This window comes from Avibacterium sp. 21-599, assembly GCF_026226765.1.
Classification (GTDB): Bacteria; Pseudomonadota; Gammaproteobacteria; order Enterobacterales; family Pasteurellaceae; genus Avibacterium.
Window position 1 is genome coordinate 906,601 of sequence record NZ_JAKKOB010000001.1, and the last position, 26,956, is coordinate 933,556.

Consider the following 26,956-nt stretch of genomic DNA (forward strand, 5'->3'; position numbering starts at 1 on the left):
ATTTCCCCTCATTTCATCCGACAAAATTGTTCCAATTCTACTGAAAAATAGAGGCAATGGCTAGCGAGTTTTAACTTAAATCTAACGGATCCACATCTAACACCCAACGGACTTGATGGGCTTTTTGCGGAATATCCTGTTTAAACTGGCTTAATACTTGCTGTAATTTTGCTTTTGACGAATGTTGTAATAATAACTGCCAACGGTAAGCCCCCGCTTTTTTGCTAAATGGCGCAGGTAAAGGACCATAAATTTGTAAACCTGCCACATTTTGCTGTTGTAATTGTTGCGCAATTTGCTGTAAAAACTGTTCAGCTTCTTCACTATGACGGCTTTGCGCACGAAATAAGGCTTGTGAATGATAAGGCGGTAATCCCATTTGCTGGCGTAATTGCAAGGCGTGTTGGGCAAATTCGCCATACCCCTCTTTTAATAAGGTGCGTAATAAAGGGTGATCTGGATAATGGGTTTGCAATACCACTTCCCCACGTTTGTCGCCACGTCCAGCTCGTCCTGCGACTTGAATATAAAGCTGAGCAAGTCGCTCTTCAGCACGAAAATCTACAGAAAATAACGCATTATCCACATTCAGCAATCCAACTAAGGTGACATTAGGAAAATGATGTCCTTTAGCAAGCATTTGTGTACCAATTAAAATCTGGCTTTTGCCTTGTTGAATATCTTGCAAATGCTGTTCTAACTTACCTTTGCGCGCTGTGCTATCACGATCAATACGCGTTACCACATAATCGGGGAAGCGTTGTGTTAAGGTTTCTTCAAGCTGTTCGGTGCCAAGTCCAGTGGTCATTAAGTGGGTTGAGCCACAATGCCCACATTGCATAGGAATGGGCTTTTGCGAGCTGCAATGATGGCAACGTAATACACGCTGATGTTGATGATAAGTATAAGGTTTTTCACAATGCTGGCATTCTGCAATCCAACCACATTCGTGGCAAAATAACACGGGGGCAAAGCCTCGACGGTTTAAAAATAGCAAGACTTGGTTGCCTTGTTGTAAATGTTCCTGCATTTTATTGGCAAGGGCATCTGACAATCCATTTTGCATACGCTGATGTTTTAAATCAATCACGAATTGTTGAAGTGCGGTGCTATTTCCTGCCCTTTTTTGCAAAATAATGTGCTGGTATTTGCCTAATTTCACGTTATTCAGGCTTTCTAAACTTGGCGTTGCTGACCCCAATAAAATAGGAATCTCTAATTGTTTTGCATACACCACCGCCAAATCCCGTGCGTGATAACGCCAGCCATCTTGCTGTTTAAAAGAGCTGTCGTGTTCTTCATCTATCACAATCAAACCAAGATCCGCAAACTGCGTAAATAATGCCGATCTTGTGCCAATGATTATCGCACTTTGTCCTGATTTTGCGCGCTGCCACGCCTGTAAGCGTTGGTTATCATTCAAATTTGAATGTAAGACATCAATCGCGACATTAAAACGTGCTTTAAAACGTTGTACCGTTTGTGGCGTTAGCCCAATTTCAGGCACAAGGACTAGCACTTGTCGCCCTTTTTTCAAGGTTTCTTCAATGCTTTGTAAATAAATTTCTGTTTTGCCCGAACCTGTTACGCCATCAATCAACCAAACTGCAAAGCCTTGATGAAATACAATTTGCCCTAATGCTAAGGCTTGTTCTTTGTTTAAACGATGCTTATTCTCTTCATTAACAATGGGCTGATCAAGATCATACCAAGGACGGCTCACTTTCTGTTGTTCGTATTCCTCTATATAACCTTTTTCTTTTAAATGCTGCCAAATTGTAGTAGAAAAGGGCGTTTGCCCTTTTTCCAGTGGTTGTTGAGCTAATAACTGTAAGGCTTCTTGCTGTTTCTTCGCTCGTTTAAGTGAATGCTCACGTAAGGCTTGTTCCCCCTGTTCAGTAATGCGGAAAAAAACGGGCGAATTTTCCACCGCACTTTCCCCTTGCCGCAATTTCACCGGCAGCGCTTGGAATAAGGCTTCACCCAATGGCGCTTGATAATAATTTGCCGCCCAGTGGATCAATTGCCACACAGGTTCATTAAACAGAGTTTGCTCATCAAGTACGGTCAAGATTGCTTTAAGCTGTTGTGAGGCAACCTCACTTTGGCTCGGCAAATCTACCACGATCCCCACGCGTTTCTGCCTTCCAAATGGCACAATCACACGCCCCCCCATCGCAGGAGAAAAGCCCTCTGGCAGAAGATAATCAAAAAATTGGAATAATGGCACGGCTAGCGCCACACGGACAAGTTTCATTATGCGAGCCTTAACAAACAAAAATTGTGCTTATTATAGCGGAATAATCTCGCCCCTTGAATATTCCTTTTTTTTCGGTATAATCTGCGGGCTTAAATGAAAGATCTTGCTTATGGCGATGTGCTATAAGTGTAATATTAACCACACTCGGTGCTAAATTCAGTTTTAGAGAGCGGAGTGGCTTCAAATTGAGGTTTTCTATGAAACAAGGTATTCACCCAGAATATAAAGAAATTACGGCAACTTGTTCTTGCGGTAATGTGATCAAAACTCGTTCAACTTTAGGTAAAGATTTGAACTTGGACGTGTGCAGCAACTGCCACCCATTCTACACAGGTAAACAACGTGTTGTTGATACTGGTGGTCGTGTTGAACGCTTCAACAAACGTTTCAGCATTCCAAGCACGAAATAAGATTAAGTGTATGAAAAACCCTACTGATGTAGGGTTTTTTATTCTCTAAAATTAATCTTTTCTAAGGGAAACCATTAACTGATCAATTTTAAAATTCTCTGTATCAATAATTTCAAATTTATAGTTATCATAGAGAACAAAGTCAGTTTTTTTCGGGATTTTACGTAACATATACATCATAAATCCACCGATGGTTTCATAATTTTCTGCATCGGGGAAATTTTCTATTTCTAAGGCGCGCATCACATCTTCTAAAGGTGTTGCACCATCAATCAGCCACGAGCTTTCATCACGGCGAACAATTTGCTCTTCTTCACTCGAAACTAATTCGCCCATTACAATACTCATTACATCATTGAGCGTTACAATTCCTACCACCAACGCGTATTCATTCACAATCACGGCAAAATCTTCACCAGCAGATTTAAACAATTCCAGCACTTCAAACAAGGATAAGGTATCAGGAATAAATAGTGGTTTACGCAAAACACGCTGATCCGTAAGGGAAACCTGTTGTTCTTGTAAATACAGTGTGAGTAAGCTATGTGATTCAATATAACCTAAAATTTTATCCAATCCATTATCGCAAATGAGCAATTTAGAATGCGGATTAGATTTAATCGTTGCCACCACCTTTTCACGATCAAAAGTGCGGTCTAAAAATACAATATTTTCACGCGTGGTCATTGTGGAGGTTACCGTACGCTCTTGCATATCAAAAATATTTTCGATCAAATAATGTTCTTGCGCTTTTAACACGCCCGCTTCTGCACCCGCGTCCACCAACGCCACAATATCTTCAGGGGTAAGGTTGTCTTCTCGCACGGTGGAAATACGGAATAAGCGAAACACAGCATTAGCAATGGCATCAAACAACCATACAATAGGCTTAAATAAGAAGATACAAAACAGCATAATGCGTACGGTACGTAATGCCACAGTTTCTGGATTAGTCATTGCAAGACGCTTCGGAATAAGATCCGCCAACAAAATAAAAGCAATGGTAACAATCGCAAAAGACAGCCAAGAGGCAGCACTTTGCAACCATTCTGCCTGACTATATTGGGCAAGCCATTTTTCAAGCACTGGGCTAATGGCACTTTCACCAATCACCCCGCCTAAAATCGCCACCATATTCAAGCCAATTTGCACCACAGTAATAAATCTCCCCGGGTGGGCTTGCAGTTGTAACACCAATCTTGCCCGTTCATCGCCTTCATTTTCAAGGCTTTGTAGTTTTAATTTTCTAGCTCCCGCTAATGAAATTTCTGCAGAAGAAATCACCGCACTGACGCCAATTAAGGCAGTTAAACTTAATATTGCTTCAAATAATCCCATTTTTATTATCCTTAGAAGAAAAATGGTGCATCGCAAGATACACCACTTTCACTTGATTTTGACGCTTATTTTTCGCTGTCAAACCAACCACGCACAAATTGGATTGAGAAGAACAGTGTAATCAACAAGAAGAAATAAAATACATAAGACAGAATTGGGTAAGACGCCCCTTCATCTAAGGTAACTTCTTTGATTGAGGTGGCATTACGGAATTCATCAAATAGCACTAAACGCCAGCCATAATATTTCACTTGCACCAATTTATGCTCCACAGCAAAGCTTTGTGCTTTGGCTTGTAAATCGGCAGAGCCAAATTTGAAATAGAAAGGAAAACTCCAGCGTGTATCTTCATTGCGATACACCATCACCTTATCTTCATTCGGTTTTTGCGTATAAATATAATACACATCACGGGTCGGGCCATCTGCTGGATTCGATTTGGTGATTGGACCATCTTTATCCACCCGTTTTACTTCCACGCCTGTTACTCGGGTTACATCATAATGAGGGGTAACATAGTTTACAAGGGCAAATAAAAAACCGTGAAATAAAAAGATGATCAAAATGAAAAAATATTTAAAAAAGCGTCGCATTGTTTCTTCCTCCAGCTAAGGTAATGTTTTATTGTACCTGAATTTTGAACAAACGCTCAAAATTTTGTGTGGTGATTTGGGCAAATTCCTCACTTGAAAGCCCTTTCAAGGTAGCAACATAATCACACACTTCACGAGTATAAGCAGGCTGATTTTGTTTTCCACGATAAGGCACAGGCGCAAGGTAAGGGCTATCGGTTTCCACCAATAAACGATCTAACGGCACTTGACGTACAACTTCACGTAGTTCTTCCGCATTTTTAAAGGTAATAATGCCTGAAATGGAAATATAAAATCCCAGATCAAGGGCTTGTTTTGCCATTTGCCAATTTTCGGTAAAACAATGCAAAACACCACCGCACTTTTCAGCCTGATGTTCTTTCAACAAGGCAATGGTATCTTCTCTTGCCGAGCGGGTATGCACAATAATTGGCTTGTTTAACGCATTCGCTACGCCAATTTGCTCAGCAAACACAGCTTGCTGCTGAGCTTTATTTTCCACACTGTAATAATAATCCAAGCCCATTTCACCAATAGCGATCACCTTATCATCTTGCGCAAGCTGATGTAAACGTGTCGCATCAAAAGGTTCATCATCTAAATCTAAAGGGTGAACACCACAGGCTAAGGAAATTTCAGAAAACGGTTTTAAGGTTTCATACATTTGCTCAAAACGTTTTAAGGTTACGCCCACCGCAAGTAAATGTTGCACACCACGTTGTTTGGCTTTTTGCACCACATCAGCAACATTTTGATGTAAGTTTTCATAATCTAATGCGTCTAAATGACAATGACTATCTACAATAAACATTTTACTTTCCTAATGCGTTTGTTGAGGTTCAAAGACCTCGGTAATTAAGCGTGTTAAGCCATCAAGCAAAATAATTTCTTGATTCACGCCGTTAATTTGTAATAAATCCGATCGCACTTGCTGCATAATTTTGCTGGCTTTAAGTAGCCCTTGAGTACTCTGTTTTTGGTTAAAACGTTGAATAGCTTGCAAAAAATCCGTCTGAACCCATTGAGCTGGCACATTCAATTTCATTTTTAACGCATCGCGCAAAAATCCACTCAACCAATCGAGTTGTTGGAATAAAATCTCTTTTTCAAAGTACGGTAATAATTCCAGTGGCGAACGGCGCGTATAAAACAACCAAAATTGACGTAACAATAACGTGCGTTTTTGTAATAATCCTTGTTGCAACATAGCCAAGGCAGAAAGTGGACGACCGTGCGAAACATCAAGTGCGGTGCGAATTTCTTCCATTGTTCCCACATTTTGCTCCGCCAGCCAAGCTAGGGTTTGTGCTTGTGTTGGGTTGGCGATTAACCAAGGCTGACTACGGCTGTAAATGGTCGCCAACAAGCTCGCCGAAAGATCGGCTTGAAGCAGGAAATAGGTCTGTTGCGTCGGTTCTTCCAAGGTTTTCAGCAACGCATTCGCGGCAGATTCTGTCAGGCGATCCACCTGTTTAATCATCACAATTTTATTGCCTCCTTGTTGTGAACGCTGCGCCACTTTTTCATTCACTTCACGCACTTGATCGATGCCAATATCCTTATTTTCAATAGGTTCAAGCAGATAAAAATCAGGGTGATTGCCTGCATTAAAAAGCTGACAATGATGGCACGCACCACAAGGTTGATGGCCCTTTGGCGATTGACAGACTAACCACGCTGCCACGCCACGCAACAACGCATCACTGCCAATGCCTTGCTCCGTTTTAAATAACAATGCGTGATGCCCATACCCTTGTTCAAAGGCGTGGATAATTTTGTCGTAATAGGGTTGCAACCAAGGATAACGTAACATAAATTTTATTGATGATTTTTAATGAAATTTTGCACCGCACTTTGAATATCGGCACGCACTTGTTCAATGCTTTGTTCGGCATTAATCATCACCGCATTGGGATCTTGTTTAACCAAGGCTAAGTAACGATCTCTGGTACGTTGGAAAAAGGCGATTTCTTGCTGTTCAATACGATCTAACTCACCACGCCCTCTCGCTCGCGCTAAACCAATTTCAGGATCAAGATCTAAATATAAGGTGAGATCAGGGGAAAAATTGCCTAACACCGTTTGCTTTAAGGTTTGCAAGAGATTTGCATCAATTTGACGACCGCCCCCTTGATAAGCTTGGGAAGATAAATCGTGGCGATCGCCCACCACCCACTTACCTTCAGCAAGAGCGGGCTTAATCACATTTTCCACCAACTGAATGCGCGCGGCATAAAGCATTAACAATTCTGCTTTATCCGTTACGGGTTCTTCTGTTTCGTATTTAATCAAATGACGCAATTTTTCCGCCAAAGGCGTGCCACCGGGTTCACGAGTAAACACCACATCACTTACCCCCTCACGAGCTAGCACTTCCACAATGGCATCACGGGCAGTCGTTTTGCCCGCCCCTTCTAAGCCTTCGATCACGATAAATTTACCAGTCATCTTATTTCTCACTTTTCTGTTGGCGATACCAACGCAGATATTCCTGTACGGCCTGATTATGTTGCTGTAAGTTTTTGCTAAATTTATGTCCGCCCGTACCATCTGCGACAAAATATAAAAATTCCGTTTTTTCAGGGTGAGCAACGGCTTTCAACGCACTTTCCGTTGGCATTGCAATTGGCGTAGGGGGCAAACCCTCAATCACATAAGTATTATAAGGGGTGGCTTCTTCCAAATCTTTACGCCGAATATTGCCATTATAACGCTCACCCATTCCATAAATCACAGTTGGATCAGTTTGCAATTTCATTTTTTTATTCAAGCGGTTAATGAAAACAGAAGCCACTTTGCCACGCTCATCATTTAAAGCGGTTTCACGCTCTACAATAGATGCCAAAATCAACATCTCATAAGCATTTTTTAATGGTAAATCGGCATCACGCTCTGCCCACATCTTTTCTAATAATTTCGTCATCCGTTCAGCCGCCCGTTTTAAAAGCGCCAGATCGGTAGATTTCGGCGTATAGTGATAGGTATCTGGATATAACCAACCTTCAATTTTATGCGGTAAATCCGCCGGCAAACCCAATAATTGATAAATTTCTTCTTCTGTTTTATCTGCCAAAGTTTGTTGCAAATAAGGGGCTTTCGTCAGCGTTTTACGCCACGTTTTAAAGGTATCCCCTTCTAAAAAACGGACATTCAACTGCACTTCCTTACCTTCGTTCAAACGTTGCAACAAATCCGCCAGCGTTTTTACACCGTCAAGGCTATATGTTCCTGCTTTAATCTTATTCAATTGAGGCTGAAGTTTTAATAACCAAGGTAAATAAGTGGCATCATCAATCAGCTTTTCTTGCTCCAACAGCTTCGCTAATTTTGCGCCTGTCGTGCCACGCTCCACGGTTAATAATTGATTGGCTTGCACATTCACGGGGTGATTTATCCATTGTGTGAGGTGCTGATAACCCCAGCCCCCTAGCCCACCAGCCAAAACCAATAGCAGTAAAATAGAAAAGAAAAATTTTTTCATCATCAGTCCATCATCAAAAAATTGTAGGCAAGTGTATCATAGACAGGCAAATTTTCAGAATGTTATAAAAACAAGAACAGGATAAAAATAAAGTGCGGTGAAAATTTTGTGATTTTTTACCGCACTTCCTTTATAGACAAGACTTAACATTCAAAGCCAAGCAAAGCTAATACAACACCCTTGCTCGAATGGTGCCGTCAATTTCACGCAGTTGTTGTAAGAGTTGTGAACAGTCATCAGTTTCTACATCAATCACAACATAACCAATTTTTGGATCGGTTTGTAGGTATTGTGCAGCGATGTTAATATTTGCTTGCACAAAAAGTTGGTTGATGTGGTTTAACACGCCCGGGCGATTTTCGTGAATGTGCAATAAACGCTTGGTTTTGCTGTGTTCTGGTAAAGACACTTCTGGGAAGTTTACCGCTGAAAGCGTTGAGCCGTTATCGGAATATTTCACAAATTTGCTCGCCACTTCTGTACCAATATTTTCTTGTGCTTCTGCCGTTGAACCGCCAATATGCGGGGTAAGAATAACATTATCCAAACCACGTAATGGCGAAACAAATTCTTCATTAATAGAAGCGGGTTCTTTTGGAAACACATCCAATGCCGCCCCACGCACTTTGCTGGCTTTAATCGCGGCAGCCAACGCATCAATATCCACCACCGTTCCACGTGCGGCATTAATTAAAATACTGCCTTCTTTTAATTGTGCGATACGTTTAGCATTCATTAAATTTTTGGTGGAATTATTTTCTGGAACGTGTAGGGAAACAACATCGCTATTGGCAAGCAATTCTTCCAAAGAACCAACTTGCTGTGCGTTACCCAATGGTAGTTTGGTTTCAATATCATAGAAAAACACGTTCATTCCGAGAGATTCGGCAATCACACTCAGTTGAGAACCAATGTGTCCGTAGCCAACAATGCCTAATTTTTTGCCCCGCACTTCGTGTGAACCTACAGCAGATTTGTTCCATAAACCACGATGCACTTCGGCATTGGCTTGCGGTACATTACGCATTAAGAGTAAAATTTCGCCTAGTACCAGCTCTGCTACCGAACGGGTGTTAGAGAATGGTGCATTAAACACGGGAATCCCTCGCATTTTCGCCGCTTCAAGATCCACTTGGTTCGTGCCAATACAAAAACAGCCCACCGCGATTAATTTGTTAGCGCACTCCAATACCTCAGCAGTTAAGTGCGTGCGTGAACGAATACCTAAGAAGTGGGCATCTTTAATCACTTCTTTTAATTCTTCTGGCTCAAGGGCTTTTTTATGATATTCAATATTGGTATAGCCTGCGGCATTTAGCACATCAACGGCATTTTTATGCACGCCTTCTAGCAGTACAAATTTAATTTTAGACTTATCCAGTGAGACTTTTGCTGACATTTTGCTCTCCATAATCAAATAGTTATTCGATAATTTCTGCCCCTTGCGGTGTGCCGACAATCACAATATCCGCGCCACGCAAGGCAAAAATACCATTGGTTACTACACCTGCAACATTATTTAAGGTTTTTTCCATTTCAATGGGATTTAAAATTGGGAAATTATACACATCTAAAATCACATTGCCGTTATCGGTTACCACGCCTTCACGATATTCTGGCGCACCACCTAAGCTGACTAATTTACGCCCAACTTGCGAGCGTGCCATTGGGATGACTTCTACAGGTAATGCAAAGGTTGAACCTAGTACGTCCACTTGTTTGCTTTGATCCACAATACAAATAAATTGCTTCGCGAGTGCGGCGACAATTTTTTCTCGAGTCAGTGCCGCCCCTCCGCCTTTGATCATCATTTTTTGGGGGTTAATTTCATCCGCTCCATCAACATAAATATCTAAACTGGATACATCATTGGCACTGAATACCTCAATCCCTTGTTTTCTCAATAATTCCTCTGAAGCTTTGGAAGCGGCTACTGCACCTTTAATATTATTTTTCATTGCACCAAGCGCTTCAATAAAGCAGTTTACCGTTGAGCCACTTCCCACGCCGACAATCATATCAGGCTTCACATATTGTAATGCGGTTTGTGCCGCTTGCTTTTTCATTGCGAGTTGATCCATATTCTTTCCCTTAACGCATAATATTGATGTTCAAATTTGACATAAGTAACCGTTTGCGAACAAGGCATCTACTTTAATCCCATTCAAGGATAGATACAAGCCTTATTCTGGTAAAAACTCTGCTAATAATTCATTCAAAAAGAGTTTTCCTTGCTCAGTAATTTGCCAAGTGCGGTGGTTTTCCTGAATATATTTTTTTGATTTTGCCCACGCAATTTGGGGGGCTATCACGTCAAGCGATAATCCTGTCAAATACTCAAACTCCGATTTTGGCACAGGTTCAAGCAAGCGAAAACGGTTCATAAAAAATTCAAAAGGACGATCTTCAAGCGCGATTTGTTTTTCTTCATATAAATATTCCCCACGCATATAGCCTTTCGGGTGCTTGGTTTTAGAAAAACGCCCGATTTCCCCATTGGGGAACGTTAATTTTCCGTGCGCCCCACAACCTATCGCCAAATAATCACCAAATCGCCAATAATTCAGATTATGCCGACACTGATCGCCAGCTTTTGCATAAGCTGATGTTTCATATTGCACATAGCCTGCTTGGCTTAACAGTTGATGTCCTTGCTCAAAAATATCCCATAGGGCATCATCATCGGGCAAAGTAGGAGGGCGATAAGCAAACATTGTATTTGGCTCAATCGTCAGTTGATACCAAGAAAGGTGGCTCGGTTCAAGGGCGATAGCTTGGTGTAAATCATCTTTCGCTTGCTCAAGGCTTTGATTGGGTAAACCGTGCATTAAATCTAAATTAATACGCTTAAAACCCGCCTCTTTCGCCATTTGTACCGCTTTTTTTGCTTCGGTCGCATTATGAATACGCCCTAAACGTTGCAATTTTTCATCATCAAAACTTTGTATGCCTAAAGAAAGGCGATTTACCCCTGCTTCAACATAGCCCGCAAAACGTGTCGCTTCCGCCGTGCCGGGGTTGGCTTCTAACGTAATTTCAATATTTGGTGCAAACGCGATTTGCTGTTCAATTCCTTGTAATAATTGAGCTATGCCTTGTGCAGAAAACAAACTTGGCGTACCGCCGCCAATAAAAATGGAATGCAGTGTTCGCTCAGCAAGACTTGCTTGATAACGCAGTAGATCTTGGTGTAAATCAGCCAACAAATGCGCGATATATTCTTGTTCGGGAATGCCTGCTTTTTGTGCGTGCGAATTAAAATCGCAATAAGGACATTTTTGCACACACCAAGGAATATGCACATACAGGCTTAATGGCGGTAAAACTCGCATTATTTTGACCGCACTTTTATTTGTAAACGTTCTTTTAATACGCTTAATGCACTGGCTCGATGTGAGATTTTTTTCTTCTCTTGGGTATCAAGCTCGGCAAAAGTGCGGTCTTTTTCAGGATAGAAAAACACACTATCATAGCCAAAACCATTTTTTCCTTTTTCTGCAAAAGTAATTTCACCTTCACATTCTCCCTCGGCAATAATTGGTGAAGGATCCGTTTCGTGTTGCAATAAAACAATACAACTCACAAATTTAGCCTGACGTTCAGCAGCGGGTACATTTGCTAATTTTTGCAGTAATTTTTTACGATTTTCAGCATCAGCCTGCTCGCCCTCAACACCCGCATAGCGCGCGGAATATAAGCCCGGTTCGCCATTCAAGGCATTCACCACTAATCCGCTATCATCGGCAATAGCAGGCAACCCCGATATTTTGGCAGCATAACGCGCTTTTAATAAGGCATTTTCGACAAATGTCAGCCCCGTTTCCTCTGGACTTTCAATCCCTAAATCAGTTTGAGCAATGACATCAAAACCAAATTCGGCAAGTACATCAGCCATTTCTCGCACTTTACCTTGATTATCTGTAGCAAGCACAATTTTTTGTTTCATTGTTGTTCCTTATAAAATAAAAAAGGCGACTACTAAGCCGCCTTTGCAATACGAACTGATAGGAAATCAACGCAGGATTACCGCTCAATCACAATACTCTTTCGCAATATACTTAGTTTGATTAGTATAGTGCATTTTAATTACGATCACTATTTGCTATTTTCGCTAAATGATAAAGGATCAATGCGTTCTCTGTTTTTTTTTAATGTTGCTTTACCAATGCCCTGAACCTCCAACAGCTGTTCTATGGCAGTAAATTTGCCGTGTTTTTCTCTATACTCAACAATTGCTTCCGCTTTTTTAGCGCCAATACCCACTAATGCACGCTGAATATCGCTAGCTGTTGCAGTATTGATATTCAATTTTTCGCCAATAAAAGAAGAAGAGGCTTTCGCAACTTCCACTGCGCTTTCTAACTGAGGACTCGCCTTATCATTTTGTTGAGATTGTGCGGCAACAGAAAAACTCCCTAATAATGCGGTTGATAGAAGTAAAGAAGATAAAATTGTCTTAATTTTCATTACGGTTTTCCTTATTCATAAAACAAAACGTATAAATACTGAATAAATCAGCGGTTATACTTTGCATTTCAGAGTAAAAACTCGCAATAAAAACACCGCACTTCTGCGATCACGATCGTAAAAATAGAAAGAATATAACTAAGGCAATATTTATTGTTATTGTGAATAAGTACTTATCGTATCTACCCTATGTGGATGTTTGTTGGGTATCATTTTTGGGGATTTGGATCAGCGAAGCTGATGTGTTTATAGATATGCCGAAACGTTTTGATCTTTCTTTAAAGCATAGTAAAAAAAGTGCGATATTTTCCACCGCACTTTTCTTTTAGCTATTTTTCTGCAATTCCTGCAACAATATGGCAAATGCTACCTTTGCTACCATAATGGCAAGGCATTAAATAGAAATCCTTACCACCCTTTTCATAGCTTTTACCTAAGATCAAACTATTACAATTTTTAGCCAGAATAAAATACTGCTCGGCGTTAATTTCTAACTTGTGATACATATCTTTATTGAAAGGGCGTAAATAGCCCACAAGGCAAGCAAGAATCACAAAGTAAAAATAAATCACCACTGCGGTCGGCACGATATTGAGTTGTTTTTTCGCAAGAGATTGCCATAGCATACAAATATTATAACGCGTGAAAAAACGGCATAATAGAAGGCTGATTACAAGCAACCCAGTGATATAAATTAATAAGCTATAAAGCGTAAACACTTTGATCAGCACCGTGATTTCCAAAAATAATGGAAAGGTTAAAATAAAGCAGGTTAATAAGGTGCGAACAAAATTAAAAGGGGACGACGAGAGCTTATCTTTCAATAAAATCAATAGCCTAATGCCTAAAATATAGGTAAGAAGCATAAAAGCAGACACGCCGAGAACGTGAAATAAGCTGCGTGCAATATCTGCTCTGCCCACTTCAACGATATCCCAAGGATAACCATAATACCAAGCTAACCCCCAGTTATAACAATAAGCCACAGACCAGCCTACTAATACTAGAAAGCCGAATAAAATAGAAGAATTGAGTAATTTGGTAAAAGAAATACGTTCGTTCATAACCTCTCTCAAATAGGAATGATTATCAAGCGTTAAAATTTTAAGCTATTTTTTTCATCTTTTAAATTAATTTCCCTTTGCTTTGCGAATGGTTGGATCTCTATAAAAAACAAGGCAATTTTTCATTTGTTAAAATAGCGTTAAATCATTGTAAAACAAGCGTATTTTGGGTATTTGATCTAGATCAGCGTTTCCGTCTTTAATGCAAAATTGTTTAAGCACTTATCCCTCCAAGTAGGTATAATTTTTCACAGAAAAAAATTATCAATTTATAAACTTTAGGAGAAATCATTATGAGTAACGTGGTTGAAACTACAATTAGCCCAGCTCAAGCAGAAGTGAACGCGTTGGTGGAAAAAGGCTTGGTTGCCTTAGAAGAATTCCGCCAACTCAACCAAGAACAGGTTGATTACATTGTGGCGAAAGCCTCAGTGGCAGCGTTAGATCAGCACGGTGTGCTGGCTATGCACGCTTATGAAGAAACAGGGCGTGGTGTGTTTGAAGACAAAGCAACGAAAAATTTATTTGCCTGTGAGTATGTGGTAAATAATATGCGAAATTTGAAAACCGTTGGGGTAATCAGCGAAGATGATGTAACGGGCATCACTGAAATTGCTGATCCCGTTGGCGTGATATGTGGGATAACACCAACCACAAATCCGACTTCCACCACCATTTTTAAAGCCCTCATTGCCCTTAAAACACGTAACCCAATTATTTTTGCCTTCCACCCTTCTGCACAGCAATCTTCCGCTCACGCTGCGCGTATTGTTTATGATGCAGCAGTGGCAGCTGGTGCGCCTAAAAATTGTGTGCAATGGATAGAAACGCCCTCAATGGAAGGCACATCAGCACTAATGAAACACCCCGGTATTGCCACTATTTTAGCAACAGGTGGGAATGCGATGGTTGAAGCCGCTTATTCTTGTGGTAAACCAGCCCTTGGTGTAGGAGCAGGGAATGTGCCAGCTTATGTAGAAAAAAGTGCTGACCTACAACAAGCCGTACACGATATTGTGATGTCCAAAGCCTTTGATAATGGAATGATTTGTGCCTCTGAACAAGCGGCGATTGTTGATGCTGAAATCTATGATGACTTCATCAAAGAAATGAAATCTTACGGCGTTTACCTTGTCAATAAAAAAGAAAAAGCAATGTTGGAAGAATTTATGTTCGGCGCAAAAGCTAACAGTGCAAACTGTGCAGGGGCAAAATTAAACGCCAATGTGGTGGGCAAACCCGCCTATTGGATCGCGCAACAAGCAGGTTTTGAAGTGCCAGAAAAAACCAATATTCTTTTAGCTGAATGTAAAGAAGTTGGACCAAAAGAACCGCTCACGCGCGAAAAACTTTCTCCTGTACTTGCTTTACTTAAGTCTCATTCTCGTGAAGAAGGGGTGAAATTAGCTGAGCAAATGGTGGAATTTAACGGATTAGGGCATTCCGCTGCAATTCACACAAAAGATACTGAGCTTGCCAAAGAATTTGGTGAACGCGTAAAAGCCATTCGTGTAATTTGGAACTCACCTTCTACCTTTGGGGGGATTGGTGATGTGTATAACTCCTTCTTGCCATCGTTAACCTTAGGTTGTGGTTCTTACGGTAAAAATTCCGTAGGTAACAACGTAAGTGCGGTGAATTTATTAAATATTAAACGAGTGGGCAGACGGAGAAATAATATGCAATGGTTTAAAGTACCTTCAAAAATCTATTTTGAACGGGATTCAATCCAATATCTACAATCAATGAAAGGTATGGAACGTGTGGTAATCATCACCGACCGCACAATGGTAGATTTAGGCTTTGTAGAAAAAATTGCGAAACAAATCACTGCACGTGGCAACCACGTTACCTATCAATTATTTGCGGACGTTGAACCAGATCCAAGTATTGAAACTGTACGTCGTGGGGTTGAATTAATTCGTAGTTACAAACCAGACACCATTATTGCCTTAGGTGGTGGCTCATCAATGGATGCAGCAAAAGTAATGTGGTTATTCTATGAACAACCTGAAGTAGATTTCCGTGATCTCGTCCAAAAATTTATGGATATTCGTAAACGCGCCTTTAAATTCCCACAATTAGGACGCAAAGCACGCTTTATCGGTATCCCAACCACTTCAGGAACAGGTTCTGAAGTTACGCCATTTGCAGTGATCACCGAAGGTGATAAAAAATACCCAATCGCCGACTATTCACTTACCCCAACGGTCGCTATTGTCGATCCGGCGCTGGTAATGACCGTACCCGCTCACGTTGCCGCGGATACAGGGTTAGATGTGCTAACTCACGCAACGGAAGCCTATGTTTCGGTACTAGCCAACGATTTTACAGACGGCTTAGCGTTGCAAGCGATTAAATTAGTGTTTGAAAATCTTGAACGTTCCGTAAAAGAAAAAGATCCTGAAGCCAGAGAGAAAATGCACAACGCTTCAACAATGGCAGGAATGGCATTCGCCAATGCGTTTTTAGGAATGAACCACTCTCTCGCCCATAAAATTGGTGGCCGTTTCCATACGCCTCACGGACGCACCAACGCCATTTTAATGCCACACGTTATCCGTTATAACGGTACACGTCCGCAAAAAGTGGCAACTTGGCCGAAATATAATCATTATAAAGCCGATGTGAAATACCAAGAAATCGCACGTATGCTAGGCTTACCTTGTGCCACGCCAGAAGAAGGCGTGAAATCTTTCGCGCAAGCTTGTTATGATTTAGCAGCTAGCGTGGGCATTCAAATGTCTTTCAAAGAACAGGGTATTGATGAACAAACTTGGCTCGATGCACGTCGCGATGTGGCATTGCTTGCCTTTGAAGATCAATGCTCGCCAGCTAACCCACGCTTGCCATTAGTGGAAGATATGGAAGTGATTTTAACCAATGCCTACTACGGTTACGATCCAAGCCAATATTAATTGACTATAACGCTGATTGACGTAAATCTGTATTAATCAGCAAAATCAATGAAAAAACCACCGCACTTTAAAAGAGCGGTGGTTTTTGTTAGCTTTTTTATTGGAAAATTAGCTGTTGCAGGTTTCACAAGCAGCAGTAAACATCCAAACTAATTTTTCTTGCTCTTTAATGTAATCACTCATTTGTGAAGCTGTACCTTCATCATCAGCATCAGCGGCTAACGCCAAGATTTCACGCTGTTGTTTGAGTAATGTTTTAAAGCCAGATAAGGTACCGCTTAAGCATTCTTGCGCCACGCTTACACCAGTATGTTCTTTAATTAACGATTTTGTTAAATATTCGCTGAAAGCATTGCTTGGGGTGTAGCCTAAAGTAAGGATACGCTCTGCAATTTCATCTACTTTTACCACTAAATCATCATAAATTTCTTCAAATTTTGCGTGTAATTCAAAGAAATTAACCCCTTTGATATTCCAGTGGTAACCGCGCACGTTCATATAAAAGACTTGGTAAGTAGCAAGTAAGTTATTAAGTTCTTGCGCTAATTTTTCTGAAGTGGCTTTGTCTAAACCGATATTTGTTGCCATAGTATGTTCTCCTCTGTTTGATTTCCTATGATGATAACGATAAATACCTTACAAATAAAATGGATATAAATGATAGATTTAATAGCCTAAAACTATTTAATAATAACCTATTGATAGCTTCAAGTTTTCAACCAATTTTCAATTAACCTTTTTCCTTGCGCTGAAATATAAGATTCGGGATGGAATTGTACGCCAAAAATTGGTAAATGGCGATGTTGCATTGCCATTATGATCCCTTCTTCGCAAGTGGCGGTAATGTCTAATTCAGGTGGAAAATTCTGCTTCGATACCGCCCACGAATGATAAAGCCCAATTTGAAATTGGCTCGGCAATCCTAAAAACAAGCCAGAATTTGACCGCACTTTGATCTGCTTTGCCTGCCCGTGTCGCACCTGCGCTAAATTATATAACGTTGCCCCAAAAAACTCACATAAAGTTTGATGTCCAAGACAAACGCCCAAAATAGATTTACTGTGCTGATAGCGTTCCAACATTGCAAACAGTTGTGGATAAGCACGAGGAACATCAGGCCCCGGAGAAATTAAAATGTGGCTGAAATTTTCTACTTCATCAAGGCTTAAATGCTCTACATTTTGCACGGAAAATGGCACGTCAAACTGGCGAATTAAATCCACCAAATTGTAGGTAAAAGAGTCGTGATTATTGATAATTAATAAATTTGTGTTCATCTTATGGATTCACTACAATGATGACATTTTGCTATCTTACTTGATTTATTGTTCCTATGCCATTTGATTACTTTGTGCAACGTGCTAACCACTTAGGCGCTCAACATATTCCTTTTTTCTTTTTGATCGATTTTGAACAGCAACACCCCATTATTTGCCCCCTTGCAGAATGTGCCGAGCAAGGTATTTGGTTTGAGTTTCCAAGCCAAAATAATTTGCCAATGGCAGCCCAATCAAGCCCAGATAAACCTTTTAGATTAGAAAAATTTCCTATTGATTTTGCCACTTATCAGCAAGGTTTTGACATTGTTCAGCAGGCATTGCAACAAGGAAATTCCTATTTACTCAATCTCACTTATGCCACGCCGATTGCAATAAATTATGATCTCAACACGTTGTTTTTTGCCACACAGGCGAAATATAAACTCTTGTTTAAAAAAGAGTTTGTTTGTTTTTCGCCTGAGCCATTTGTGAAAATTGCACATAACCAAATTTTCACTTATCCAATGAAAGGCACGATGAATGCGGATTTGCCTGATGCAGAGAAACAATTAATCAACTCTGAAAAGGAGCAGCGAGAACATTACACCATTGTGGATTTAATGCGTAATGACCTTGCTATGGTAGGGCAAAATGTGCAAGTAACGCGTTTTCGATATTTAGAAAAGATTATTACCGAACGTGGGGCAATTTGGCAGACAAGTTCAGAGATTCGTGCAGATCTTAACACAAACTGGCAGGCGCATATTGGTACAATACTCAGCCAGCTTTTACCCGCAGGATCGATCAGTGGCGCACCAAAAGAAAAAACCGTTGCTACCATTCAACAAGCAGAATTAGGGCAACGGGGTTATTACACGGGCGTGTTTGGCATTTTTAATGGCGAAAGTCTTGAAAGTGCGGTTGCAATTCGTTTTATTTCACAGCAAAACGGACAATACTCTTTCCATAGTGGTGGAGGGATTACGATTCAAAGCAACGCAGAACAAGAATATCAAGAATTATTAGAGAAAATTTATGTGCCACTTAAAGCACAAAAAGGAACGAACTAATGGATTTCCCCCTATTTGAAACCCTGTGCATTGAAAACGGGCAAGTGCAAAATCTGGCTTTACACCAACAACGTTATGCACAAAGTGTGAGCGAATTTTATGCCAACCAACCTTATACAATTTTTTCCCTCGAAAAAATTCTGCAAAAAAACACCGCACTTTGGAAAAACCTCCATAGTCCCATTGTCCGCTGTCGTATTGACTACAATGCCGAGCAGTATCGCCTTCAATGTTTCCCTTATCAGCGCAAAGGCTACCGGCATTTTCAACCCGTGATTTGTGATGAGATTGACTACCATTTGAAATATAGCGACCGTACTATTTTCAACGAATTGCTGAAGCAAAAAGGCAATTGTGATGAAATTATTATTGTTAAACAAGGTAAAATTACTGATTGCACCATTGGCAATCTTATACTCCGACAAGGTGGGCAGTGGTTCACCCCTGATAGCCCTCTTTTAATCGGCACACAACGCACAAAATTGCTACAACAAAATAAAATCAAAGAGCGATCAATTTTTCTCACTGATTTAGCGAAATATGAAGAAATTCGATTAATTAATGCGTTAAATCCGTTTGACGATCTCTGAATACGGTTTATTAAACCATAAATGGCAAAACAAAATGGGTGAACACGTAGGTTCGCCCCTACGTTGAATAAGTAAAGTGCGGTGCTTTTTTATGAGAAAGTTAAATAAATAGATTTCCCTTTCAGTTTTCCATAAGATTGCATAAAATAAAATCATCTTTTTCACTTAAAAGGAAAATAAAATGACAAAAATTATTCATACAGAAAATGCGCCTGCTGCGATTGGTCCTTATGTACAAGCGGTGGATTTAGGCAATTTAGTGCTAACTTCAGGGCAAATTCCAGTTAATCCCGTAACAGGTAAAGTGCCGGTGGATATTGTGGCGCAAGCACGTCAATCTTTAGAAAATGTTAAGGCCATTATTGAACAGGCAGGTTTAACTGTCGCAGATATTGTAAAAACAACGGTTTTCGTTAAAGATTTGAATGATTTTGCGGCAGTCAATGCGGAATATGAAGGTTTCTTTAAGGAAAATAATCATCCAAACTTCCCCGCTCGCTCTTGTGTAGAAGTGGCACGTTTGCCAAAGGATGTTGGCATAGAAATTGAAGCAATTGCCGTAAGGAAATAATCATCGCAAAAATAAGGGCGAATATCATCGCCCTTTTCACTGTTTTCTTATTTTTACATTAAAGCATAGTTAATTAAGCCAAAAGCAATAAACCACATAATGATCCCTGTGGAGAAATCTAATAAACGCCAAGTAATCGGTCTTTGGAAAAAAGGGATCAGCAATCTTGCACCATAACCTACACTGAAAAACCATAATCCAGACGCGGAAATGGTACCAAGCAGAAAAGCGGTTTTATCTTCCGTGGTTAATGTTCCTGCAATACCACCTACGATAACAATGGTATCCAAATAAACGTGAGGATTGAGAAAGGTAAGCGCTAAGGCGATCATCAGTGTTTTTTTCAATGATAAAGCCGCTCCTTGTTCTAATGCCAAGGCGGTATTGTTACGATAGGCGGAAAGAAAAGCGCGTGCACCATAAACGAGTAAAAATAATCCCCCCACCAAAGCTAATGCCACACTGGCGATTTTTTCTTGGCTAATAAAATGCCCCAAGCCAAATACCCCGAGAGAGAAAAGCAAGCAATCACAGAGAAAAAAGAGCGTGCATAGTACTAAAACGTGCTGTTTGAGCAATCCTTGTTTCAGTAAAAATGTGTTTTGTGCGCCAATGGTGGCGATAAGCCCAAAACACATTAAAAAGCCTTGCAGATAAAATTCCATTCCTTACTCCCTATTTATCTAATAACGGCGATTATAAAAGCCTTATGTGAAAATAATCAATCAGAAAGGGGAAATTTCCTTAAACTTTATGCGATTAAGTAGTACACTATCGACACTTATTTTCAGCCTATCTAGAGGGATAAAATGAAACCTTTTTTAATTGCACCTTCCATTTTATCTGCCGATCTCGCTCGCTTAGGTGAAGATGTCGAGAACGTACTAAAGTGCGGTGCAGATTTAATTCATTTTGATGTAATGGATAACCACTATGTACCGAATTTAACCTTTGGCCCTGCAGTGTGTAAAGCCTTGCGAGATTATGGTATCAGTGCGCCCATTGATGTGCATTTAATGGTGAAACCGGTAGATCGTTTAATCCCTGATTTTGCTAAAGCTGGGGCAAATTACATCACCTTTCACCCTGAAGCCACAGAGCATATTGATCGATCGTTACAACTTATCCGTGATAATGGCTGTAAAGCGGGCTTGGTATTTAATCCCGCTACGCCATTAAGCTATTTAGACTATGTTATGGATAAAGTCGATATGATTTTACTGATGTCAGTCAATCCCGGTTTTGGCGGTCAGTCTTTTATTCCTTCTACCCTTGAAAAATTAAAACAAGCACGCCAACGCATTGATGAAAGCGGTTTCGATATTCGTTTGGAAGTCGATGGCGGTGTGAAAGTGAATAACATTGCAGAAATTGCACGCGCAGGCGCAGATACCTTTGTGGCAGGATCAGCCATTTTCGATCAACCCGATTATCAAAAAGTCATTGACCAAATGCGTCAAGAATTAAGTAAGGTAAGCAAATAATGACATCACAATTTAAACTTATTGGTTTCGATTTAGACGGCACGTTGGTGAACAGCCTGCCCGATTTAGCCCTTTCAGTCAATTCAGCTTTAAACGAAGTGAATTTACCCTCAGCACCGGAAGAATTGGTACTCACTTGGATCGGCAATGGTGCTGGCGTATTAATTGCACGAGCGTTAGAATGGGCTGTGGCACAAACAGGCAAAACATTAAGTGCGGTAGAAATTGAGCAAGTAAAAACTCGCTTTAATGTTTATTATGGTGAAAACCTGTGTAATCTCAGCCGCTTATACCCAAATGTGAAAGAAACACTCACCGCATTAAAAGAGCGTGGCTTTATTTTAGCTGTGGTAACAAATAAACCAACCCAGCACGTTCTTCCTGTACTAAAAGCCTTTGGTATTGATCATTTATTTAGCGAAACCTTGGGCGGACAATCTTTACCACAAATAAAACCGCACCCTGCTCCCCTTTATTATTTATGCGGTAAATTTGGCTTATATCCAAAACAAATGTTATTTGTAGGGGATTCAAAAAATGACATTATCGCTGCCACTTCTGCTGGTTGCCCAGTGGTAGGATTAACTTACGGCTACAATTATAATATTCCTATTGCAGAAGCCCACCCTGATTGGGTGTTTGACGACTTCGCACAAATTCTGCAAATTGTTTAATGTGATTCAAAAAGGATATAACAATGACCAAACCTATCGTATTTAGTGGCGTTCAGCCCTCTGGTGAATTAACTATCGGTAACTACCTAGGCGCATTACGCCAATGGGTAAAAATGCAAGAAGATTATGAATGCTTATTTTGTATCGTGGATCAACACGCAATCACCGTGCGTCAAGATCCACAAAAATTACATTCAGCAACCCTTGATGTGCTGGCATTATATTTAGCCTGTGGTATTGATCCTGAAAAAAGCACCATTTTTATTCAATCGCACGTTCCAGAACACGCCCAACTTGCGTGGGTGCTAAATTGCTATACCTATTTTGGCGAAATGGGACGAATGACGCAGTTTAAAGATAAATCAGCACGCCACGCTGAAAATGTCAACGTTGGCTTATTTACCTATCCAGTTTTAATGGCAGCAGATATTTTACTTTACCAAACCAACCAAGTACCAGTAGGGGAAGATCAAAAGCAACATTTAGAAATCACCCGTGATATTGCCCAACGTTTCAACGCACTTTATGGTGAACATTTTGCTATTCCAGAAGTGTTTATTCCAAAAGCGGGCGCGCGCGTGATGTCGTTACTTGAGCCTGAGAAAAAAATGTCTAAATCAGACGAAAATCGCAATAACGTGATTGGGCTGTTAGAAGATCCAAAATCAGTGGTGAAAAAAATCAAACGTGCGGTTACCGATTCTGATGAGCCACCTGTCATTCGCTATGACGTAAAAAATAAAGCTGGGGTATCCAACTTATTAGATATTTTGGCAGGCATTACAGGCAAAAGTATTGCTGAATTAGAAGCAGAGTTTAAAGGCAAAATGTATGGTCATTTAAAAACTGCCGTCGCCGATGAAGTATCTGCAATGCTCACACAATTACAAGAACGCTATCACCACTTCCGCAATGATGAAGCCTTATTGCATAAAATCGCCGCAGAAGGGGCGGAAAAAGCGCAAGCCCGTGCGAAAGCCACATTAGACGCAGTCTATAAAGCCATCGGCTTCGTTGCGCGTTAATCCACTTTTAACATTAAATTAGGCGAAAAACTCGCCTAATTTTCACCGCACTTTGATCTGCCCCCCCAAAAAACTGGACACCTAATTTGAGGTGCAGATTATGTCCTATACCTATCAATTCCGTTTAGAAATTATCAAACAAGTCACCGAACAGGATGTGGGTATCCGAGAAGTGGCTAAACGTTATCAGATTTCTCATTCTCTTGTGATTAAATGGTTAAAAGCCTTTCACGAAAAGGCTTAGAGGGGGGCAAATCCCCCTTTATTCAACCTAAAAGAGTTAAGCCCAAAATGAAGAAAAGAGATGAAGATTCCTGAACCCCACAGATTTATCCCCTAAAGCCATTAAAAAATTGCAACGTGAGCTGGCTCTCGCCCGTGCAGAGATTGCTTATTTAAAAAAGTTGGAGGAATTAGACCGCCAAAAACGACGGCAGAAAAAAGAGCCGCCATTGACGAACTAAAGCAAAAGCACGCGTTAGATGATTTACTGAAAGTGGCGAAAATGCCGCGTTCTACCTTTTATTATCAAGAAGTTAAGCGAGATTACTCGGTAGAAAAAGCGGCAATATTCTCGCTGTATCAAGCGAGTCAACAGCGAGATGGCTACCGCCCTTTAACGTTCAAATGATGTCAAATTAGTTTTACATTGAATCATAAAGCCGTACTAAAATTAATGAAGACCTTGCAAATTCAGTCAATTGTTCGCAAGAAAAAGCTTGGAAAACGAAGCAAAACTTCATTGATTATACCAAACGTGCTGAATCGTGATTTTACTGCCACAAAGCGGAATCAAAAATGGGTGACGGATGTGACCGAATTTCATATTGGGCGGGAGAAGCTGTATTTTTCCGCGTTAATGGATTTGGCGAATCGAGAAATTATCGCTTATCAGTTTGCAAGGCGCCCCAATTTTCCCTTGGTAAAAAAGATGCTGGAACAAGGGTTAAGCCAATTAAGTGCGACGGATTGCCCCATTATTCACAGTGACCAAGGCGTTCTTTATCGTACAAACGCTTGGCGAAAAATGCTGGAGGGGCGCGCGATACCGAGTATGAGCCGACGCGGGAATTGCTATGATAATGCGGTGATTGAGCGTTTCTTTGCGATTTTGAAATCCGAGTGTTTTTATACGCATAGCTATACGTCGATAGCGGAATTGCAAGCTGAACTTGAGGAATCTGTGGTGTATGACAACCAAAAACGTATTAAAATGGCTTCAAAAGGACTGAGTCCTGTTCAATACAGAACTCAGTATTTATAGTTTAACAACCTGTTCAACTTTTGGGGGGGCAGATCAGTTCGTTTTAGTATTCGCCATAATAATAGGTTCACGCCACGCAATAGCATTAATAAAAAGCATAAGAAATACAAAGGCATATCACCTAATTGAGCATAAGGCGTTTTACCTACTGTTGGTGCAATCCGTTGTGTTAAAGTGGTTTCCACAAACTGTGGAGCTTGAGCGATCACCTTACCTTTGGCATTAATAAAGGCGGTGATTCCAGTATTGGTGGCACGAATTTCAGGTTTACCCAATTCTAAAGCACGCATTCTTGCCATTTGTAAATGTTGCCAAGGACCAATGCTGTTGCCAAACCACGCATCATTGGAAATGGTCAGCAAGAAATCCGTTTCTGCGTGCAGATTTTTCTGCACTTGTGAACCAAAAATAATTTCATAGCAAATTGCTGGGGTAAATTTCCGTTGTTTAGCTAAAAATGGCTTTTGTACTTCTTCCCCTGATTGGAATGCCGACATCGGTAAATTAAACACCGAACCCAGCGGACGCAAGAGGTTTTCCAATGGCACATATTCACCAAATGGGACAAGATGATGTTTATTATAGCGGTTGTGGGTTTGCTCGCTATAAGGTAAATCAGGATCACCTAAGTTTATGATAGAATTAAATAATTTTCCTTTTTGCCAATCTTGATAAATGGTTCCAATCATCACTTGCGTCCCTGTATCTTTGGTTGCTTGCTGTAAGGAAAGTAAAAATCGCTGAATATCATTTTCTAAAGTTGGTAATGCGGCCTCAGGCAAAATGATAAGATCTGTTTTACCTAAATACTGAGCAATAAGACGCCCATAAATTCCTAAGGTTTGGCTAAGATAATGAGGTTCCCACTTCAAGTTTTGTTCAATATTCCCTTGCACAAGGGTGATGGTTAAGGCTTTTTCTGGCTTTTCCTGCACATAATTCGCAGAAGATGACCACATTGCTAAACCGCCAATAATCAGACATAACACCGATTGTGAAGCAATCATTAACCATTTTTTATCTTTCTGTAATAAGTGAGAAATCAGTGAAAAAAGCACCGCACTTACCCACATAACAAAGAAAGTTAGCCCCTGTACACCAAAAATTGGCGCAAGTCCTGAAAATGGACTGTCAATTTGTGTGTAACCAAATTGTAGCCACGGAAAACCGGTAAATAACCAACCGCGTAAAAACTCTGTGAATGTCCAAAGCACAGGATAAAGTGTGAGATTATTCACCTTAAAGCGTTGAATGAAATAGGCAAACAGTGTTGGAAATAAGGCAAGATACGCCGCCAACAATACCACTAACACATAGCTGAGCCACAACGGTGAGCCTCCAAATTGGTGAATGCTCACGTGTAGCCAATTCACGCCAAAGGTAAAAAAGCTCAAGCCCCATAAAAACGCACCGCAAAGTGCGGTACTTTTTTTCGCTGTTTTTGCCACCCATAATAACCCTAATAGGGAAAGATAGGCGACGCCCCAAAAATCAAAAGGAGAAAAAGCAAAAACACCTAATCCCCCAGATAATAAAGCAATAAGATAAATTAATTGTGATTTCATTGCGCGCAATTGTAATTTTCTTCGTGAGTTGCTATTTCTTCCAAACATTCATCAGGCACGGTAACACGCAACTGAATAATGCGACGACTGTCTGCGGAAGTCACTTTAAAGTGTAAGTTTTCAAGGGTAATCTCTTCCCCCCGTTTTGGTAAATGACCGAAGGCTTGCATTACCACACCACCCACCGTATCCACTTCTTCATCGGTAAAATGCGTGTGGAATTGCTGGTTGAAATCTTCAATATCCGTTAATGCACGCACAGCGTAAGTATGACGAGAAAGCTGACGAATATCAGCCACATCTTCTTCATCAAATTCATCTTCAATATCGCCAACAATTTGCTCTAAAATATCTTCAATGGTTACTAATCCTGACACCGCGCCAAATTCATCAACCACAATCGCCATATGAAAGCGCTCAGAACGGAAATCTTTTAACATTCTATCTACACGTTTACTTTCCGGCACGATGACCACTGGGCGAAGCAGAGAAAGTAAATCAAATTCTTCCGCATTAGAACGCAAAAATTTTAGTAAGTCTTTCGCGTGTAAAATCCCAGCGATATTGTCTTTTTCATCGGTAATCACAGGAAAACGTGAATGCGCACTTTCAATAATGGTTTCCAAGCAAGCATCCAGATCCTGATCGGCTTCAATAAACACAATTTGCGAACGCGGGATCATAATATCACGCACGCGTAATTCAGCGATTTCCATTACCCCTTCAATCATTTCACGGGTATCTTGATCGATTAATTCATTTTGTTCGGAATCACGGATCACTTCCACTAATTCCTCACGGTTTTTCAGCTCACCTTGGAAAAATCGCCCAAATAGGGATTGCAAAAAATTCTTTTTATTTGTGGTTTCTAAGCCAGTATTTTGGCTATCATCGGTCATTTTGTTCTCTCTTATCGTTAATTG

Annotated in this window: 27 protein-coding genes and 1 pseudogene; 10 read left to right on the forward strand and 18 right to left on the reverse strand. The window is 40.5% G+C overall.

What is annotated here, in order from left to right; translation table 11 throughout:
* Nucleotides 1–70 precede the first annotated feature (70 nt).
* Nucleotides 71–2,257: a primosomal protein N' gene (priA, locus tag L5B83_RS04480; RefSeq protein WP_265777706.1), complete on the reverse strand. Its 2,187-nt coding sequence runs from the start codon at nucleotides 2,255–2,257 to the stop codon at nucleotides 71–73.
* 200 nt (nucleotides 2,258–2,457) lie between these two features.
* Here priA and rpmE point away from each other — a divergent pair, with 200 nt between their 5' ends.
* Nucleotides 2,458–2,670, forward strand: a complete 213-nt coding sequence (rpmE, locus tag L5B83_RS04485) for a 50S ribosomal protein L31 (RefSeq protein WP_103854262.1) — start codon at nucleotides 2,458–2,460, stop codon at nucleotides 2,668–2,670.
* A 51-nt stretch (nucleotides 2,671–2,721) separates the two neighbouring features.
* On the opposite strand, the gene L5B83_RS04490 is transcribed toward rpmE, so the two are convergent.
* The 12 genes from L5B83_RS04490 to L5B83_RS04545 form a co-directional block, all read right to left on the reverse strand.
* Nucleotides 2,722–4,008: a hemolysin family protein gene (locus L5B83_RS04490; protein WP_250363692.1), complete on the reverse strand. Its 1,287-nt coding sequence runs from the start codon at nucleotides 4,006–4,008 to the stop codon at nucleotides 2,722–2,724.
* A gap of 65 nt (nucleotides 4,009–4,073) precedes the next feature.
* Nucleotides 4,074–4,601, reverse strand: coding sequence for a DUF1523 family protein (locus tag L5B83_RS04495; RefSeq protein ID WP_250351476.1), 528 nt, complete (start codon nucleotides 4,599–4,601; stop codon nucleotides 4,074–4,076).
* A 28-nt stretch (nucleotides 4,602–4,629) separates the two neighbouring features.
* Nucleotides 4,630–5,412, reverse strand: a complete 783-nt coding sequence (locus L5B83_RS04500; protein WP_250351475.1) for a TatD family hydrolase — start codon at nucleotides 5,410–5,412, stop codon at nucleotides 4,630–4,632.
* A gap of 9 nt (nucleotides 5,413–5,421) precedes the next feature.
* Nucleotides 5,422–6,414 (reverse strand): DNA polymerase III subunit delta', encoded by a 993-nt coding sequence (locus tag L5B83_RS04505; RefSeq protein ID WP_265777707.1) that lies wholly within the window; start codon nucleotides 6,412–6,414, stop codon nucleotides 5,422–5,424.
* Nucleotides 6,415–6,419: 5 nt separating this feature from the next.
* Entirely contained in the window at nucleotides 6,420–7,049 is a 630-nt protein-coding gene (tmk, locus tag L5B83_RS04510; protein WP_250363695.1) for a dTMP kinase, read from the reverse strand.
* Between the two features lies 1 nt (nucleotide 7,050).
* A complete protein-coding gene (gene mltG / locus L5B83_RS04515; RefSeq protein WP_265778373.1) occupies nucleotides 7,051–8,082 on the reverse strand; it encodes an endolytic transglycosylase MltG in 1,032 nt (343 codons plus the stop codon).
* Nucleotides 8,083–8,248: 166 nt separating this feature from the next.
* Complete coding sequence (serA, locus tag L5B83_RS04520; protein WP_265777708.1) at nucleotides 8,249–9,481, reverse strand: phosphoglycerate dehydrogenase; 1,233 nt, start codon at nucleotides 9,479–9,481, stop codon at nucleotides 8,249–8,251.
* A gap of 22 nt (nucleotides 9,482–9,503) precedes the next feature.
* Nucleotides 9,504–10,163, reverse strand: a complete 660-nt coding sequence (gene rpiA, locus L5B83_RS04525) for a ribose-5-phosphate isomerase RpiA (protein WP_265777709.1) — start codon at nucleotides 10,161–10,163, stop codon at nucleotides 9,504–9,506.
* 102 nt (nucleotides 10,164–10,265) lie between these two features.
* Nucleotides 10,266–11,414, reverse strand: coding sequence for a radical SAM family heme chaperone HemW (gene hemW, locus L5B83_RS04530; RefSeq protein ID WP_265777710.1), 1,149 nt, complete (start codon nucleotides 11,412–11,414; stop codon nucleotides 10,266–10,268).
* The gene (gene rdgB / locus L5B83_RS04535; protein ID WP_265777711.1) at nucleotides 11,414–12,028 is read right to left on the reverse strand and encodes an RdgB/HAM1 family non-canonical purine NTP pyrophosphatase; all 615 of its coding nucleotides are present in this window, start codon (nucleotides 12,026–12,028) and stop codon (nucleotides 11,414–11,416) included. Before rdgB ends, hemW begins: the two co-directional genes overlap by 1 nt.
* Before the next feature lie 149 nt (nucleotides 12,029–12,177).
* Nucleotides 12,178–12,549: a ComEA family DNA-binding protein gene (locus L5B83_RS04540; RefSeq protein WP_265777712.1), complete on the reverse strand. Its 372-nt coding sequence runs from the start codon at nucleotides 12,547–12,549 to the stop codon at nucleotides 12,178–12,180.
* Between the two features lie 329 nt (nucleotides 12,550–12,878).
* Nucleotides 12,879–13,613, reverse strand: coding sequence for a hypothetical protein (locus tag L5B83_RS04545; protein ID WP_265777713.1), 735 nt, complete (start codon nucleotides 13,611–13,613; stop codon nucleotides 12,879–12,881).
* 293 nt (nucleotides 13,614–13,906) lie between these two features.
* On the opposite strand from L5B83_RS04545, the gene adhE reads away from it, so the two are divergent.
* Nucleotides 13,907–16,531: a bifunctional acetaldehyde-CoA/alcohol dehydrogenase gene (gene adhE / locus L5B83_RS04550; RefSeq protein WP_250364153.1), complete on the forward strand. Its 2,625-nt coding sequence runs from the start codon at nucleotides 13,907–13,909 to the stop codon at nucleotides 16,529–16,531.
* Nucleotides 16,532–16,639: 108 nt separating this feature from the next.
* On the opposite strand, the gene L5B83_RS04555 is transcribed toward adhE, so the two are convergent.
* Together L5B83_RS04555 and L5B83_RS04560 are read right to left on the reverse strand one after the other, a co-directional pair.
* Complete coding sequence (locus L5B83_RS04555) at nucleotides 16,640–17,119, reverse strand: Dps family protein (RefSeq protein WP_265762244.1); 480 nt, start codon at nucleotides 17,117–17,119, stop codon at nucleotides 16,640–16,642.
* A gap of 119 nt (nucleotides 17,120–17,238) precedes the next feature.
* Entirely contained in the window at nucleotides 17,239–17,808 is a 570-nt protein-coding gene (locus L5B83_RS04560; RefSeq protein ID WP_250364152.1) for an anthranilate synthase component II, read from the reverse strand.
* Between the two features lie 56 nt (nucleotides 17,809–17,864).
* On the opposite strand from L5B83_RS04560, the gene L5B83_RS04565 reads away from it, so the two are divergent.
* The 3 genes from L5B83_RS04565 (at nucleotide 17,865) to L5B83_RS04575 (ending at nucleotide 20,021) form a co-directional block, all read left to right on the forward strand.
* Nucleotides 17,865–18,860 carry an aminodeoxychorismate synthase component I gene (locus L5B83_RS04565; RefSeq protein ID WP_265762245.1) on the forward strand — a complete coding sequence of 332 codons (996 nt, stop codon included), beginning with the start codon at nucleotides 17,865–17,867 and terminating at the stop codon, nucleotides 18,858–18,860.
* A complete protein-coding gene (locus L5B83_RS04570) occupies nucleotides 18,860–19,450 on the forward strand; it encodes an aminotransferase class IV family protein (RefSeq protein WP_265762246.1) in 591 nt (196 codons plus the stop codon). Before L5B83_RS04565 ends, L5B83_RS04570 begins: the two co-directional genes overlap by 1 nt.
* 181 nt (nucleotides 19,451–19,631) lie before the next feature.
* Nucleotides 19,632–20,021 carry a RidA family protein gene (locus tag L5B83_RS04575; protein ID WP_265762247.1) on the forward strand — a complete coding sequence of 130 codons (390 nt, stop codon included), beginning with the start codon at nucleotides 19,632–19,634 and terminating at the stop codon, nucleotides 20,019–20,021.
* Between the two features lie 53 nt (nucleotides 20,022–20,074).
* Here the strand turns inward: L5B83_RS04575 and L5B83_RS04580 are convergent, their stop codons facing one another.
* A complete protein-coding gene (locus L5B83_RS04580) occupies nucleotides 20,075–20,686 on the reverse strand; it encodes a LysE/ArgO family amino acid transporter (protein ID WP_250350854.1) in 612 nt (203 codons plus the stop codon).
* Nucleotides 20,687–20,830: 144 nt separating this feature from the next.
* Here L5B83_RS04580 and rpe point away from each other — a divergent pair, with 144 nt between their 5' ends.
* From rpe to L5B83_RS04605, 5 genes and pseudogenes are all read left to right on the forward strand, one after another.
* Nucleotides 20,831–21,505 carry a ribulose-phosphate 3-epimerase gene (rpe, locus tag L5B83_RS04585; RefSeq protein ID WP_265754347.1) on the forward strand — a complete coding sequence of 225 codons (675 nt, stop codon included), beginning with the start codon at nucleotides 20,831–20,833 and terminating at the stop codon, nucleotides 21,503–21,505.
* Nucleotides 21,505–22,179 carry a phosphoglycolate phosphatase gene (locus tag L5B83_RS04590; RefSeq protein ID WP_265762249.1) on the forward strand — a complete coding sequence of 225 codons (675 nt, stop codon included), beginning with the start codon at nucleotides 21,505–21,507 and terminating at the stop codon, nucleotides 22,177–22,179. The genes rpe and L5B83_RS04590 overlap by 1 nt, the downstream gene beginning before the upstream one ends.
* 23 nt (nucleotides 22,180–22,202) lie before the next feature.
* Nucleotides 22,203–23,204: a tryptophan--tRNA ligase gene (gene trpS, locus L5B83_RS04595; protein ID WP_265777714.1), complete on the forward strand. Its 1,002-nt coding sequence runs from the start codon at nucleotides 22,203–22,205 to the stop codon at nucleotides 23,202–23,204.
* Nucleotides 23,205–23,304: 100 nt separating this feature from the next.
* A pseudogene (locus tag L5B83_RS04600) lies at nucleotides 23,305–23,668 on the forward strand (transposase).
* 185 nt (nucleotides 23,669–23,853) lie between these two features.
* On the forward strand, nucleotides 23,854–24,468 hold the full coding sequence (locus L5B83_RS04605; protein ID WP_265777715.1) for an IS3 family transposase: 615 nt from the start codon (nucleotides 23,854–23,856) through the stop codon (nucleotides 24,466–24,468).
* Here the strand turns inward: L5B83_RS04605 and lnt are convergent.
* Nucleotides 24,456–26,033 (reverse strand): apolipoprotein N-acyltransferase, encoded by a 1,578-nt coding sequence (gene lnt, locus L5B83_RS04610; protein WP_265777716.1) that lies wholly within the window; start codon nucleotides 26,031–26,033, stop codon nucleotides 24,456–24,458. The two genes, L5B83_RS04605 and lnt, sit on opposite strands and share 13 nt — an antisense overlap.
* The gene (corC, locus tag L5B83_RS04615) at nucleotides 26,030–26,932 is read right to left on the reverse strand and encodes a CNNM family magnesium/cobalt transport protein CorC (RefSeq protein ID WP_265777717.1); all 903 of its coding nucleotides are present in this window, start codon (nucleotides 26,930–26,932) and stop codon (nucleotides 26,030–26,032) included. The genes lnt and corC overlap by 4 nt, the downstream gene beginning before the upstream one ends.
* Between the last annotated feature and the right edge of the window lie 24 nt (nucleotides 26,933–26,956).

Coding starts and splice junctions, on each gene's coding strand:
- L5B83_RS04505 (WP_265777707.1), bottom strand. CDS start 6,414: ATGTTACGTTATCCTTGGTTGCAACCCTATTACGACAAAATTATCCAC.
- L5B83_RS04540 (WP_265777712.1), bottom strand. CDS start 12,549: ATGAAAATTAAGACAATTTTATCTTCTTTACTTCTATCAACCGCATTA.
- rpiA (WP_265777709.1), bottom strand. CDS start 10,163: ATGGATCAACTCGCAATGAAAAAGCAAGCGGCACAAACCGCATTACAA.
- tmk (WP_250363695.1), bottom strand. CDS start 7,049: ATGACTGGTAAATTTATCGTGATCGAAGGCTTAGAAGGGGCGGGCAAA.
- L5B83_RS04570 (WP_265762246.1), top strand. CDS start 18,860: ATGGATTTCCCCCTATTTGAAACCCTGTGCATTGAAAACGGGCAAGTG.
- L5B83_RS04560 (WP_250364152.1), bottom strand. CDS start 17,808: ATGAACACAAATTTATTAATTATCAATAATCACGACTCTTTTACCTAC.
- L5B83_RS04580 (WP_250350854.1), bottom strand. CDS start 20,686: ATGGAATTTTATCTGCAAGGCTTTTTAATGTGTTTTGGGCTTATCGCC.
- rpmE (WP_103854262.1), top strand. CDS start 2,458: ATGAAACAAGGTATTCACCCAGAATATAAAGAAATTACGGCAACTTGT.
- L5B83_RS04545 (WP_265777713.1), bottom strand. CDS start 13,613: ATGAACGAACGTATTTCTTTTACCAAATTACTCAATTCTTCTATTTTA.
- L5B83_RS04575 (WP_265762247.1), top strand. CDS start 19,632: ATGACAAAAATTATTCATACAGAAAATGCGCCTGCTGCGATTGGTCCT.
- serA (WP_265777708.1), bottom strand. CDS start 9,481: ATGTCAGCAAAAGTCTCACTGGATAAGTCTAAAATTAAATTTGTACTG.
- L5B83_RS04590 (WP_265762249.1), top strand. CDS start 21,505: ATGACATCACAATTTAAACTTATTGGTTTCGATTTAGACGGCACGTTG.
- L5B83_RS04500 (WP_250351475.1), bottom strand. CDS start 5,412: ATGTTTATTGTAGATAGTCATTGTCATTTAGACGCATTAGATTATGAA.
- rpe (WP_265754347.1), top strand. CDS start 20,831: ATGAAACCTTTTTTAATTGCACCTTCCATTTTATCTGCCGATCTCGCT.
- L5B83_RS04495 (WP_250351476.1), bottom strand. CDS start 4,601: ATGCGACGCTTTTTTAAATATTTTTTCATTTTGATCATCTTTTTATTT.
- corC (WP_265777717.1), bottom strand. CDS start 26,932: ATGACCGATGATAGCCAAAATACTGGCTTAGAAACCACAAATAAAAAG.
- rdgB (WP_265777711.1), bottom strand. CDS start 12,028: ATGAAACAAAAAATTGTGCTTGCTACAGATAATCAAGGTAAAGTGCGA.
- mltG (WP_265778373.1), bottom strand. CDS start 8,082: ATGAAAAAATTTTTCTTTTCTATTTTACTGCTATTGGTTTTGGCTGGT.
- L5B83_RS04490 (WP_250363692.1), bottom strand. CDS start 4,008: ATGGGATTATTTGAAGCAATATTAAGTTTAACTGCCTTAATTGGCGTC.
- lnt (WP_265777716.1), bottom strand. CDS start 26,033: ATGAAATCACAATTAATTTATCTTATTGCTTTATTATCTGGGGGATTA.
- priA (WP_265777706.1), bottom strand. CDS start 2,257: ATGAAACTTGTCCGTGTGGCGCTAGCCGTGCCATTATTCCAATTTTTT.
- hemW (WP_265777710.1), bottom strand. CDS start 11,414: ATGCGAGTTTTACCGCCATTAAGCCTGTATGTGCATATTCCTTGGTGT.
- L5B83_RS04555 (WP_265762244.1), bottom strand. CDS start 17,119: ATGGCAACAAATATCGGTTTAGACAAAGCCACTTCAGAAAAATTAGCG.
- L5B83_RS04565 (WP_265762245.1), top strand. CDS start 17,865: ATGCCATTTGATTACTTTGTGCAACGTGCTAACCACTTAGGCGCTCAA.
- trpS (WP_265777714.1), top strand. CDS start 22,203: ATGACCAAACCTATCGTATTTAGTGGCGTTCAGCCCTCTGGTGAATTA.
- adhE (WP_250364153.1), top strand. CDS start 13,907: ATGAGTAACGTGGTTGAAACTACAATTAGCCCAGCTCAAGCAGAAGTG.